Origin of the sequence: Curtobacterium sp. PhB142 (assembly GCF_004341255.1) — a bacterium.
In the GTDB taxonomy this organism is placed as follows: Bacteria; Actinomycetota; Actinomycetes; order Actinomycetales; family Microbacteriaceae; genus Curtobacterium.
Map to the genome: position 1 here is coordinate 336,593 of NZ_SLUT01000003.1, position 12,462 is coordinate 349,054.

12 protein-coding genes are annotated in these 12,462 nt (G+C 72.4%); 7 read left to right on the plus strand and 5 right to left on the minus strand.

Annotation, left to right across the window (positions count from 1 at the left end; all coding sequences use genetic code 11):
- Positions 1–10 precede the first annotated feature (10 nt).
- Positions 11–628, plus strand: coding sequence for an ABC transporter permease subunit (locus EDF31_RS07865; RefSeq protein ID WP_131845855.1), 618 nt, complete (start codon positions 11–13; stop codon positions 626–628).
- A gap of 334 nt (positions 629–962) precedes the next feature.
- On the opposite strand, the gene EDF31_RS07870 is transcribed toward EDF31_RS07865, so the two are convergent.
- A complete protein-coding gene (locus EDF31_RS07870) occupies positions 963–1,739 on the minus strand; it encodes an endonuclease/exonuclease/phosphatase family protein (protein ID WP_111084345.1) in 777 nt (258 codons plus the stop codon).
- 164 nt (positions 1,740–1,903) lie between these two features.
- On the minus strand, positions 1,904–3,301 hold the full coding sequence (locus EDF31_RS07875) for an MFS transporter (protein WP_131845856.1): 1,398 nt from the start codon (positions 3,299–3,301) through the stop codon (positions 1,904–1,906).
- A 171-nt stretch (positions 3,302–3,472) separates the two neighbouring features.
- On the opposite strand from EDF31_RS07875, the gene EDF31_RS07880 reads away from it, so the two are divergent.
- From EDF31_RS07880 to EDF31_RS07900, 5 genes are read left to right on the plus strand one after another with little or no spacing between them, the layout of a single operon-like run.
- Positions 3,473–4,693 carry an alanine racemase gene (locus EDF31_RS07880; RefSeq protein ID WP_165901363.1) on the plus strand — a complete coding sequence of 407 codons (1,221 nt, stop codon included), beginning with the start codon at positions 3,473–3,475 and terminating at the stop codon, positions 4,691–4,693.
- Entirely contained in the window at positions 4,693–5,538 is an 846-nt protein-coding gene (locus EDF31_RS07885) for an IclR family transcriptional regulator (protein ID WP_123338793.1), read from the plus strand. Before EDF31_RS07880 ends, EDF31_RS07885 begins: the two co-directional genes overlap by 1 nt.
- A complete protein-coding gene (locus EDF31_RS07890; protein WP_123292033.1) occupies positions 5,535–6,512 on the plus strand; it encodes a sugar kinase in 978 nt (325 codons plus the stop codon). The genes EDF31_RS07885 and EDF31_RS07890 overlap by 4 nt, the downstream gene beginning before the upstream one ends.
- A gap of 55 nt (positions 6,513–6,567) precedes the next feature.
- A complete protein-coding gene (locus EDF31_RS07895) occupies positions 6,568–7,227 on the plus strand; it encodes a bifunctional 4-hydroxy-2-oxoglutarate aldolase/2-dehydro-3-deoxy-phosphogluconate aldolase (protein ID WP_131845745.1) in 660 nt (219 codons plus the stop codon).
- Positions 7,224–8,897 carry an amidohydrolase family protein gene (locus EDF31_RS07900; RefSeq protein ID WP_243649927.1) on the plus strand — a complete coding sequence of 558 codons (1,674 nt, stop codon included), beginning with the start codon at positions 7,224–7,226 and terminating at the stop codon, positions 8,895–8,897. The genes EDF31_RS07895 and EDF31_RS07900 overlap by 4 nt, the downstream gene beginning before the upstream one ends.
- Before the next feature lie 50 nt (positions 8,898–8,947).
- Here the strand turns inward: EDF31_RS07900 and EDF31_RS20325 are convergent, their stop codons facing one another.
- Complete coding sequence (locus EDF31_RS20325) at positions 8,948–9,349, minus strand: Rid family hydrolase (RefSeq protein ID WP_235035960.1); 402 nt, start codon at positions 9,347–9,349, stop codon at positions 8,948–8,950.
- A gap of 223 nt (positions 9,350–9,572) precedes the next feature.
- On the opposite strand from EDF31_RS20325, the gene EDF31_RS07910 reads away from it, so the two are divergent.
- Positions 9,573–10,814: a hypothetical protein gene (locus EDF31_RS07910; RefSeq protein WP_131845746.1), complete on the plus strand. Its 1,242-nt coding sequence runs from the start codon at positions 9,573–9,575 to the stop codon at positions 10,812–10,814.
- A 154-nt stretch (positions 10,815–10,968) separates the two neighbouring features.
- Here the strand turns inward: EDF31_RS07910 and EDF31_RS07915 are convergent, their stop codons facing one another.
- Together EDF31_RS07915 and EDF31_RS07920 are read right to left on the minus strand one after the other, a co-directional pair.
- Positions 10,969–11,460, minus strand: a complete 492-nt coding sequence (locus EDF31_RS07915; RefSeq protein ID WP_123292028.1) for a pyridoxamine 5'-phosphate oxidase family protein — start codon at positions 11,458–11,460, stop codon at positions 10,969–10,971.
- 360 nt (positions 11,461–11,820) lie between these two features.
- Positions 11,821–12,450 (minus strand): hypothetical protein, encoded by a 630-nt coding sequence (locus tag EDF31_RS07920; protein ID WP_123292027.1) that lies wholly within the window; start codon positions 12,448–12,450, stop codon positions 11,821–11,823.
- Between the last annotated feature and the right edge of the window lie 12 nt (positions 12,451–12,462).

The following is a 12,462-nucleotide window of genomic DNA, read 5'->3' on the forward strand; positions in this document are numbered from 1 at the left end:
CCTCGCCGCCATGCGCGACACCATCGTGATGTCGCTCGTGTCGCTCGTCATCGCCGGCGTCATCGGGCTCGCCCTCGGGCTGCTGCTCTACGCGACCCGTCCGGGCAACCTGCTCGGCAATCGCACCGCGTACACGATCATCAACGTCGTCGTGAACCTGGTCCGGCCGATCCCGTTCGTGATCTTCCTCGCCGCGATCGCCCCGCTGTCGCGCGTCGTGGTGCAGACCACGATCGGCGTGCCCGCGGTGACCTTCGCGATCTCGTTGGCAGCGGCCTTCGCGGTGTCGCGCATCGTCGAGCAGAACCTGCTCGCGGTCGACCCCGGCGTCGTCGAGGCGGCTCGAGCATCGGGTGCAAACCCGGTCTCGATCCTGCTGACCGTCCTGATCCCCGAGGGCCTCGGGCCGCTCATCCTCGGCTACACGTTCATCTACATCGGCATCGTCGACATGACGGCGCAGGGTGCGTTGATCGGTGGCGGTGGACTCGGCGAGTACGCGATCACCTACGGATCGCAGCGGTACGACTGGTGGATCGTGTACGTCTCGGTGGCGGCGATCGTCGTCATCGTGCAGCTCGGCCAGTTCGTCGGCAACCGGCTGGCGCGCGCGACCCTGCGTCGCTGACGGGTCGCGACTCCCCGCTCACGTCCGCCGAGTGGTCACGACGTGTCGCTCGGCGGAACGCTGGCCGACAGTTCGTGACCACACGGCGGCGGGCACGGCGCGTTTCGCCGCCTCGCCACGTGCTGTGGCCGCAACCGACTGGAGGCCCGGTGCCGGTACACGAGACCGGCACCGGGCCTCCAGTGCGTTGCCGGCTCCACCGGCGCGCCCAGCGTCGCCCGCCGAGCGGTCAGGACTTCCCGCCGTCGCCCGCGGAGTGGTCACGACGTGTCGTCTGCCGGACCGCCGGACCGCCGGCCGACACTTGCTGACCATTCGACGACATGCGCGCGGGTCAGGCGGCCGGGGACTCCACGGTCTCGATCGTGCCGGTCGCTCCGGGGTGCTCGTAGTGCGCGCGCACCAGGATCGGACGGTGGTCGGAGATGCCCGCCGGCAGGGTCTCGACGCCGGCGATGTGCAGCCCGACGCTCGTCGCGAAGTCGAAGTGACCCGTGAACTTGCGGTAGCGCAGGTACGTCGGCTGGTCGGACAGCGACAGTGCGAACCCGCCCTGCTCGATCTTGCGACGCAGGTTCGTCTGGAACCAGGGGTAGTTGAAGTCACCGACCATGACCGCGGGGACGTCCTTCGCGAGCTCGCGGAGGAACTGGTGCGCCGCCTCGATCTGCTTGCGGCGCAGGGAGTTCGTCGCGGTCAGCGGTGAGGCGTGGAACGAAGCGACGACGACCTCGGCGTCGGCCTCGGTGTCGCGCAGGTGCATCGCGATGAGCCGTTCGTGCGCGGGTGCGAGGACCCGGTCGTGCAGGGACTTCTGCAGCGAGTGGATGCTGAAGTCTTGCACCTCGAAGCGGTCGTCGCGCTTGTAGATGGCGAGTCCGAGGCGGTTCGTGCGGGTCGACGCGGCGAGCGAGAGCCCACCGATCGACGGGGCGAGGTCGTTGCTGTCGCACTCCTGCACGCAGAGGACGTCGGCGTCTGAGGCCTCGGCCAGGGCGGCGAGTTCACCGTTCGCGGTGTGCTCCCGGAGGTTGTAGCTGACGACCCGGAGGGCAGTGGGCGGCACGCCTGCGTCGGTGGCGATCGTGCTCTGCTGTTCTGGCGCGGCCATGCTGCCTTCCTGTCCGGGTGGTCCGGGTCACCCTGCCGCGGCAACCGTACTCGGCGTTCGCAAACGGATGCTGAGACTGTAACGCCTGTCGGGTTTCACGCGTGTGACCGTGACGGAAACGGACAGCCGCGGGCCGCGCGCAGGGCTACGTGGAACCGCCCGGGTCAGGCGCGAACCCGGCGGGCAGGGCGGACGGTGTCCCCCGCTGTGCGGCTCATCAGGATGCCCTCGAGGCACGCGACGGCGAGCAACGCCGCGATGACCCAGAACGCGACGGAGTACGGGCCGTCGCCGCCGAGCCCGCCGGCCGCGCGGATGACGACCGCGGCGACGGCGACGCCGAACCCGGCGGCGGTCTGCTGGAGCGTCGACGAGAGCGTGTTGGCCGGGGTCATGTCGGCCTGCTCGACGTCGGCGAAGGCGATGGTGTTGTACGCCGTGAAGCCGACGGAGCGGGCGGCTCCGCTGACGACGAGCAGGACCGCGAGCAGCCAGAACGGGGTGTCCTCGGTCATGAACGCCATCGCGACGACGGTCAGCGCAGCGATCGCACTCGACACGATGATCACCGGGCGGTAGCCGAACCAGCGCAGGAACGGTGTCGTCATCGGCTTGATGCCGAGGTTGCCGACGAAGACCCACAGCACGGCGGACCCGGCGAGCACGGCGCTCCAGCCCCAGGCGTCCTGGAACAGCAGCGGGAGCACGAACGGCACCGCGGAGACCGCCAGTCGGAACAGGCTGCCGCCGGCGTGCGACACCCGGAACGTCTCGAGCCGGAACGCCTCGAGCCCCATGATCGGGTGCGGTGCGCGGCGGAAGTGCCGGATCGCGAACCAGCAGCAGACAGCCCCGACGACACCGGACACCACGACGGCCAGGACGGGGATGACGTCGAGCGCGAGCAGGGACGCCATGACGACGAGCGACCCGAGGCCGAAGCACGCGAGCAGCGACCCGAACCAGTCGAACGGCACGCGCTGCGCGGCGCGCTCCTGCGGGACGAGCACGAGCGCGGCGACGAACGCGATGACGCCGAGCGGGATGTTGATCAGGAAGATCCAGTGCCACGTCAGGGTGTCGACGAGCACGCCGCCGATGAACGGGGCGATGATCGGCGCGGCGAGGGCGGGCCAGGTGAGGATCGCGATGGCGGTGACGAGCTGCTCGCGGCCGGCGCTCCTGAGCACCACGAGCCGGCCGACGGGCACCATGAGCGCACCGCCGAGCCCCTGCAGGATCCGCCAGAGCGTCAGGTCGACGAGGCCGGTCGACATCGCGCAGAGCGCCGATGCGATCGTGAAGAGCGCGATCGCGCCCGCGAAGACGGTGCGGGACCCGATCCGGTCGGTGAGCCAGCCCGAGACGGGGATGAACACCGCCAGGGTGACCAGGTACGCGGTGATCGCGACGCCCACCGCGGCCGAGTCGACGCCGAGATCACGTCCCATCGCGGGCGCTGCGGTCGCCAGGATCGTGCCGTCGAGGAGCTCCATGAAGAAGGTCCCCGCCACGAGCACGGCGACCGCCGTGCTGCCCGTCCGCCGTCTGGGTGTCGTCATCGTCGTCGCCATGTCGCGTCAAAGGCTATGCCCGGTGCCGGGTCGCAGGGGGATCGTGTCAGGAGGTTCCGCGATCCTGTTGTGCATTGCAGAATGATGCGCACCAGTGCGTTGCCCCGCGGGTGCGCCGAGCGGGAGCGTGGAGGCTGCGCGACGACAGGAGGCTCACCGATGACCGACGCCGACACGACGACCGGGACCGTGACCGCGAAGGGCGCCTGGGACCCGGCAGCGGGCACTCCGCACCACGTCCTCGACCACGCCCACCTGCCCGTGATGACCCTGCGTGAGTCCGCCCTGGCGAACAACACCGCCGTCATGCAGGCCTACGTCGAGCGCCACGGTCTGCTGTTCGCGCCGCACATGAAGACGCACATGGCACCCGACCTCGCCGCGCGGCAGATCGACGCCGGAGCGTGGGGTGTGACGGTCGCGTCCGTCCAGCAGGCGATGGTCGCGTGGGAGCACGGCGTCCACCGGATCCTGGTCGCGAACGAGGTCCTCGACCCCGCCGGCCTCGCCTGGCTCGTGTCCCGGCGCACGGTCGACCCGGACGCCGACGTCCTCTGCTACGTCGACTCCGCCGCGGGCGTCACCGCCGCCGTCACCGCACAGGGCAGCGTCGCCGGCGAACTGCACGTCCTGGTCGAGCTCGGGTTCCCGGGCGGGCGCACCGGAGTCCGCTCCCCCGACGACGCGCGTGCCCTCGCGCTGCTCGCCCACGACGCCGGGCTCGTGCTCCGCGGGGTCTCCGGGTACGAGGGCGGACTGCCCGGCGTCGACGCTGCGCGCGAGTACGTCGCCGGCGTGCTCGACGTCGCCGAGGACGTCCGCGGGCTCGTCGACGGTCGCGGCCTCCTCAGCATGGGCGGCAGCGCCTGGTTCGACGCCGTCGTGGACGCCGTGGCAGCCCGCACCGACGATCTCGACGTGCTGCTGCGGTCGGGTGCGTACCTGACCCACGACGACGGCTTCTACGCCGAGCGCACGCCGTTCGGCCGGCACCCGGCCGAGGGCTCGCTCGTCGCCGCGATCGAGGTCTGGGGACGCGTGACGTCCTGCCCGGAGCCCGGGCTCGCGTTCGTCGCCGTGGGCAAGCGCGACATCTCCTTCGACGAAGGGCTGCCGGTGGTGCGGTCCGTGCGGCCGACCCTGCCAGGAGGCCCGGCGGGCGCCCCACAGGTCGTCCCGCCGCCCGGGGCGGTCACCGTCACCCGCCTCGACGACCAGCACTGCTACCTCGCGCTGGCGGACGGTGCCCCCGAGCTGACGCCCGGTGACGTCGTCGTCTTCGGTATCTCGCACCCCTGCACGGTGTTCGACAAGTGGCGGCAGGTGCACGTCCTGGCCGACGACGACACCGTGCTCCGGACGATCGCGACGTGGTTCTGATGCGCGCGACCACCGCGGCCCCGGTGCCGACGGACGGCGACGGTCCTGCCCGGAACGCTGCACTGTCCCTGCGTCGCGGGCTCCGCCTGCTCGACTGCATCGCCGACCGGACCCGCAGCGGCGCGGTGTCCGTCAGCCTGTCCGTGCTGGCCGCCGAGCTCGGCACCTCGAAGTCGACGGTGCTCCGTCTGACGGCCCCGATGCTCGAGAACGACCTGCTGCGCCGCACCCCGGACGCCGGGTTCACGCTCGGCCTCGGCGCCCTGCTGCTCGGGCAGAGCTACCTCGAGGGGATCGACCTGCGCTCCGCCGCCGCACCGTTCCTGCGTCGGACGGCGGAGCAGACCGGGCTGACGTGCCACCTCGTCGTGCCGGACGGCACCGACATCGTCTACGTCGACAAGGTCGAGACCCGTGGCACCGTCCGCATGGGCTCCCGGATCGGGAACCGCCTGCCGATGCGGAACACGGCGTCGGGCAAGGCGATCGTCGCGTTCGGTGAACCGGAGCTGCTCGACCGGGTGCTCGCCGAGCCGGCCCAGGTCATGACGGAGCACACCATCACCGACGACGACCGCTGGCGGCACGAGGTCGACCGCACGCACGGACGGGGGTACGGCATCGACGACCGCGAGAACGAGCCGGACATCCGGTGCGTCGCCGCCCCGGTGTTCGACCACGCGAACCAGGTGGTCGGCGCGATGAGCATCTCCGGGCTGGCCTCGCGGTTCCCCGCAGCGGCGGTCCGCGAACTCGGCGACGGCGTCGTTCGGACCGCCCACGAGATCTCCGTCGCGCTCGGGTCCTCGTCGGCGCAGCTCGCCCTCGCGCGGGGTGCCCGGTGACCGGCTCGGTGCTGACGTTCGGCGAGACGATGCTGCTCCTGACCGGGCGCGACGTCGGCGCGGTGCCGGACCTGGAGCACATGCGGGTGGACACCGGCGGCGCGGAGAGCAACGTCGCGATCGGCCTGGTCCGCGCCGGGGTGCCGGCCACGTGGATCGGTCGGGTCGGCACGGACCCCGCCGGCGACCGGGTCGCCGCCGACATCGGTGGGGAGGGCGTCGACGTCCTCGCGGTCCCCGACGCCGAGCGATCCACCGGCATCATGATGAAGGAGCGGCTGCTCGACGGCCGCACCCGGGTGACCTACCACCGCCGTGGTTCGGCCGGCTCGGCGTTGGCCGCGACGGACCTGCCCGGCAGCGTCGTCGAGACCGCTGCGCTCGTGCACGTCACCGGGATCACCCTCGCGCTCTCCGAGTCCGCACACGACACCGTGACCGCAGCGCTCGACCGGGCTGCCGCCGCCGGTGTGCCGGTGTCGTTCGACGTCAACCACCGGCCGAAGCTCATCGGCGCCGACGCTGCACGAGACCGGTACCGAGCTGTCGCAGCACGGTCCGCCGTGGTGTTCGCCGGCGACGACGAGGCCCGACTCGTGCTCGACCGCGACGAACAGGACGACGACGAGGAGTCACTCGCGCACGACCTCGCCGCGCTGGCACGGGGCCGCGCGGTCGTGAAGCTCGGCTCCCGCGGCGCCGTGGCGTCGATCGACGGCGTGTTCGTCCGTCGGCCCGCGACCCCGGTGCGCGTCGTCGACCCGGTCGGTGCCGGTGACGCGTTCGTCGCGGGCTGGCTCGCGGCGAGCATGGGCGGAGCGGACGCCGCCGAGGCGCTCGACCGGGCCGCCGACGCCGGCGCCCTCGCCTGCACCGTCGAGAGCGACTGGCGCCGCCCGGACCCGGCCGCCTTGCACCACGCCCCGGACCCGTCGGACACCGACCACACCGTGCACGACCACGTCGACCGCTGACACCGCGTCCGACGACACCGCGTCCGCTGAACACCACCACTCGAGGAAGCGCACCATGACGAACGACACCACGAGCACCGAGCAGCACGCCGGCGCACGGCACCGCCACCAGGCCGGACCGGCGATCGCGATCCTCCGCGGCGGCACCGGCGACCACGTCGAGGACGTCATCGCCACCCTGGTCGAGTCCGGCGTGACGGCGATCGAGATCACCACGAACACCCCACGCTGGCGCGAGGGCATCGCCTGGGCGGTCGAGCGGTACGGTTCCGCGGCCTCCATCGGCGTCGGCACGGTGCTCGACGTCCGCCAGCTCGACGAGGCCGCCGCCGCCGGCGCCTCGTTCGCCGTCAGTCCCCACCTCGACGCCGAACTCGGCGAGCGCGCGCACGAGCGTGCCCTCGGCTGGTACCCCGGCGCCGCGACCCCGACCGAGATCGTCCGCGCGTGGCGGCTCGGCGCCCGTGCGGTGAAGGTCTTCCCGGCGGCACAGCTCGGCGGCCCCGCGTTCCTGAAGCAGGTCCTGGCACCGCTCGACTTCGTCGACGTCATCCCGACCGGGGGCATCGGGGTCGACGACGCCCCGGACTACCTGGCCGCCGGTGCGGTCGCCGTCGGACTCGGGTCCCCGCTCGTCGGCGACGCGCTGACCTCGGGCGACCTCGACGCCCTGCGGGACCGGGCCGGCCGCCTCGTCGCGGCGCTCGACCGATGACCACCGGCGATCCCGAGCACATGACGGGCTCCGAGCAGCCCACCGGCGAGCAGTCCGCCGGCGGCGTCGTCCTGCTGCGCGGCGGGTCGGTACTCAGTGCGGACGGGTCCCCGGTGCGCGCCGACGTCCTCGTCACCGACGCCGTCGTCCGCGCTGTCGGTGCCGACCTGGACGCCCCTGCCGACGCGCACGTGATCGACTGCGACGGACGCCTGGTGCTGCCGGGCTTCGTGGACGCGCACTCGCACGCCGGGTCGCTCGTGTTCGACGAGGGCGTGCAGCTCGCGCTCCTGCGCCAGGGCGTGACCACGATCGTGACCGGACAGGACGGCGTCGGGCCGGCACCGGGCGACGGTTCGTACGCCGACACGTACTTCGCCGCCATCGACGGTCCGCATCCGACGTACCGCGGTGGCGGGGTCGACGGCCTGCTGACGACCTACGACGGAACGACCCCGATCAACGTCGCGACGCTCGTGCCCGCCGGCACGGTCCGGCACCAGGTCATGGGCGACGACCCCGGGCCGGCGGACAGCGCGCAGCTGGCCGCGATGCGGGAGCTCGTGCGCGACGGTCTCGCGGACGGTGCAGTCGGCCTGGCGACGGGGCTCGACTACGTCCCCGGCCTGTTCGCCGACACCGCCGAACTCGCTGCGCTGTGCACCGAGGTCGCTGCCGTCGACGGGCTGTACGTCTCGCACATGCGCGGTGGTTACGAGGGGAACGCCCGCGCCGGCCTCGACGAGATCGCCGACATCGTCCGCGCGTCGAGCGTCCGCGCACACGTCTCCCACCTGCACGCGCCCGTCGACCTCGCGGTGACCGCACTGGCCGAACTCGAGGCCGAGGGCGCCCCGATGTCGTTCGACGCCTACCCGTACTCGCGCGGCTGCACGATCCTGTCGATGCTGCTGCTGCCCGCGGCCCTCGCCCGCCCCGGCACCGAGGACCTCGCCCACGCGATCGCCGACGACGAGGGTCGTGCCGCGGTCCGGGCGGCCGTGCTCGACCGCGTGCTGTCCCGCGCCGACCTCGGCACCGGCTGGGCGGAGCAGATCACGCTGTCGCACGGGCCCGCCGCCGAGTTCCACGCGCTGCAGGGCCGCACCCTCGCCGACGCCGCCGAGGCGACCGGGACGGATCCGGTGGACCTGGCCCTCGACGTCCTGGTCGACTCGGCACTGCAGGTCACCGCCGTGATGCGCGTGCCCCGTCCCCGGACTGCCGACGACCTCGCACCACTCTTCCGACTGCCCGGGCACACGGCCGGGTCCGACGGCATCTTCGTGGGAACGCATCCGCACCCGCGGGCGTACGGCACGTTCGGGCGGTACCTGCAGGACTTCGCCCGCACGGGGCTGCTGACCTGGCTCGAGGCCTCGCGGCACCTGTCCACCACGGCGGTCGAGCGACTCGGCCTCGGTCGACGGGGCTCAGTCACCGTCGGGGCGGTCGCCGACCTGGTGGTCGTGGATCCCGATCGCGTCGGGGCGCGGTCGTCCTACGACGAACCGATGCGCCTGGCCGAGGGCATCGACGACGTCCTCGTCGCCGGCGTCCCCGTGCTGACCGAGGGCGCCCTGACGCACGCGACACCCGGTGCCGGGCTGCGTCGTGACCCGGGCCGGATCGACCACGAGCAGGGAGCAGCGGGCACCGGGGGTCGGTGACCCAGCGCGGCGAGGCGCCTCGGTGAGGCTTCACACAGCCTGCGCCGACGTCACGAAGCGCTCGGCAGCACCGCCACGACGTCGATCTCGACCAGGATGTTCGCCAGGTGCGACTGCACGGTGGTGCGGACCGGGTACGGCTGCGAGAAGTGCTTCGCGTACTCCTCGTTGAAGGCCGGGAAGTCGCGGTCGGAGTGCTCGAGGTGCACCGTGGACTTCACGACGTCGTCGAGGGTGGCACCGTGCTCGGCCAGGACCGCTGCGACGTTGGCCAGCACCTGCGCGGTCTGACCGGCCACGTCGTCGGCGATCGCACCCGTGGCGGGGTCCTGCGGGCCGAACCCGGCGGTGTAGATGAAGCCGTTGGCGACGATGCCCTGGCTGTACGGCCCGGCGGGCTTCGGGGCGTTGTCGGTCACGATGGCGGTCTTCGGGGCGGTGGGGTTCGGCACGGTTCCTCCTGGGGTTCGTCGGTCGTGGGGCTCCAGGCTAGGCGGAAGGCCGCCTCGAGAGCCGACCACGCACCCGACCGATTCCGTATTGCAGAACGCAGGGCGGGCCTCCCGTCCGGGGTGCCGCACCGACCACCCAGGTGGAGGGCGACTACCCTGGCCGGGTGCCGTCCTCCCTGCCCGAACGCCGCCGAGCGCGCACGGGCTCGCGCCGAGCACGCGCATGAGCCGGCTCGACGGCGCGGTCACCGGGACCGCCGCGACCGGACGGCGCCGCGCACTCGACACCGTGACCTCCCTGCCGGCGTGGGCGGCCGTGCTGCTCGTCTGGACCGGCGGCCGGATCGTGTCGACGCTGTGGCTGGCACTCGCGTACCCGCTCATCGGACGGGCGATGCCGGACAACGCCATCTGGGGCAACGGGCACGGCTTCACGGCGTTCCTCACCGCCTGGGACGGTCAGTACTACGAGCAGATCTCGCTGCACGGGTACCCCGACGTGCTGCCGCTCGACGCCGTCGGCAACGTGGCGCAGAACGCCTGGGCCTTCCTGCCGGCGTTCCCGTTCACGATCCGGATGCTCACCGCATCGACCGGGCTGCCGTTCACCGTCGGTGCCCCGCTCATCTCCGTGCTGGCCGGTCTGCTGGCGACCTACCTGCTGCACCGCCTGGTCCGCGACCGTGCGGGCAACGCCGCCGCGATGTGGGCAGTCTTCTTCTTCACGTGCGGGCCGCTGTCGTTCCTGCTGCAGGTCGGGTACGCGGAGAGCATGTTCCTCGCGCTCACGTTCGGCGCGCTGCTCGCCCTGGAGCGTCGCCGGTACGGGCTGCTCACCGTGCTCGGAGTCGCCGCTGCCTTCACCCGTCCGGGTGCGTTGGCCGTCCCGCTCGTGCTCGGGGTCATCGCGCTGGTGCGGTGGGTCCGGGCTCGCCGTGGGACCGGGCGGGTGCTCGACACCTTCCCGCTCCGCGAGCAGGTGCAGGTCGTGGCCGCCGGTGCCGTGATGGTGGCGGCGGGCCTGGCGTGGCCGGTCATCGCGTCGCACGTGACCGGCACGCCGAACGCCTACCTCGAGACCGAGATGTCGTGGTGGGTGAACTTCATCGGCCGCGTGGACTTCGTGCCGCTGTCGCCGTGGTTCCTCATCGCGGGGCGCTGGCTCGGCGTCGGCGGGATCCTGATCGTGGTGTTCCTGCTCGTCGGGTTCCCGATCTGGCTGCTCCGCCGGTCGACGAAGCGGCTCGGGTCGACCACCGTGTTGTACTCGGCCGCCTACGCGCTCTACATCTTCGCGGTGTCGCTGCCGATGGCCTCGACCCCGCGGCTGCTCATGCCCCTGGCGCCGTTGTTCGGCTCGCCGGAGCTCGTCGCGAAGCCGTGGATGCGGTGGACGTTCGTCACTGCGGCGCTGGCCGGGCAGCCGGTGCTCGTCGCGGTGCTCTGGCTGCTCGGGCCTCCGTAGCGAGGACGGGGACGCCGGCAGCGGCCCGGCACCGGCATCGGCACGACGGCAGCTCCGACGCGGAACGACGGAATCGACGTCGTACGACATCGGTCCCGTCGTTCGGAGTCGGATCGAGCCGAGCCGAGCCCGTCCGCCCCGCCCCGCCCCGCCCCTACAGCTCGACGGTCCCGTGGTCCCCGGTGTCCGGCTGGCTCTGCTTGCCGAGTGCGGCCTTGAGCGTCTGCACGAGACTGCCGACCGGGCCGGTGTCCTGCGTCCAGTACTCGACCGAGTCGCCCGACACGGTGAGGAGTCGGATCGAGGGGTCGTCGCGGCCGTCCGGGAACCAGGCCTCGGCGAACGGTGACCACAGCTCGTCGATCACGGCACTGTCCTGCGTCACCGTGGCGGTGCCGGCGATGGACAGGTAGCCGCCCTGCGACTCGATGGAGACGTTGACGTGCGGGTTCCTGGCGATGTCGTCGACCTTCTCGCTGCCGTCCTGCACCAGGAAGCGGAGGGTCCCGTTGAACGCCTTGTCCTGCACGGCGAGGGGCCGGGCGTGCAGCTGGCCGTCCTCGCTCACCGTCGTCAACAGGGCCGTGTGGGCGCCGTGGACGATGTCCGAGATGGCGGCGCGCTGGTCGGTCTGCGTGTCGGTCATGATGCTCCTTTGCGTCGTGCGCCCCACCCGTCCCGACGTTCGACCGCGGGTCCGGCGGGGCCGTACCGTTCCCGCCAGTGTGCCCCTCGACGCTGGGCGCGTCCGGCACACGGCAGCACCACCCCGACCGGGAGGCCCGCGCCGACTCCCCCGGACACGTCCGGCCACGCAGGTGGCCGGTCCGCAGTGCCCGCACCCGGTCCGGCGCGCTCCATGCGTCCGCACACAGCGACACTCCACCAGTCGATCACCGCGTGCATCGTCGGAACATGCACACGCACCGGATGCATGCGCAACGAGCGACACTCCACGAGTCGATCCGGTGGTGGATCGTCGGAAGATGCGCCCGTACGGAACGCGTCAGGCGGGTTCGCGGATGGTGGTCTCGACGTCGACGACCTGCGGCACCCGCGGCATCGACGCGAAGCCGAACGCCACGGGCGGGTCGAGCGGCGCCAGGGTGCCGAGGGGCTCCCCCGCCCAGGTCCCGCGCACGCCGGTGACGTCGTGCGCCCCGGTCACGCCGTAGTACTCGCGGCGTCCGTTGCCCGCCGAGCCGGCGGTGCCGGATCCGGGCGCGACGAGCCGGGCGATCGGGTCGATCGCGGCGAGCCACCGCGGGTCGCGGGCGATCGGCTTGGGGACCACGCGCAGCACCCGGCCGAGCGGTGAGATCGTGCCGACGTCGACCGAGACCTGCAGGGCGCCGGCGTCGAGCTCCAGGCCACGTGCCGTCCGTCGGGCCCGGACGTCGACCACGGACACCGTGTCGAACCGGTAGGTGCCGGAGACGTACGCGGCGACGATCTCGTCCGGCGCGAGCAGCACGCTGGTGCCGTCGGGTAGCTCGAGGAACACGTCGGTGAACGCTCCGAACGGCGAACGGTCCCACATCCCGACGACGATCCGGACGCCCGAGGTGGTGCCGACGCCCATGATCCGGCCGCGGAACCGGCGCTCGACGGGAGGGGTGCTGGGACGTGACGGCATGCCGTGGACCGT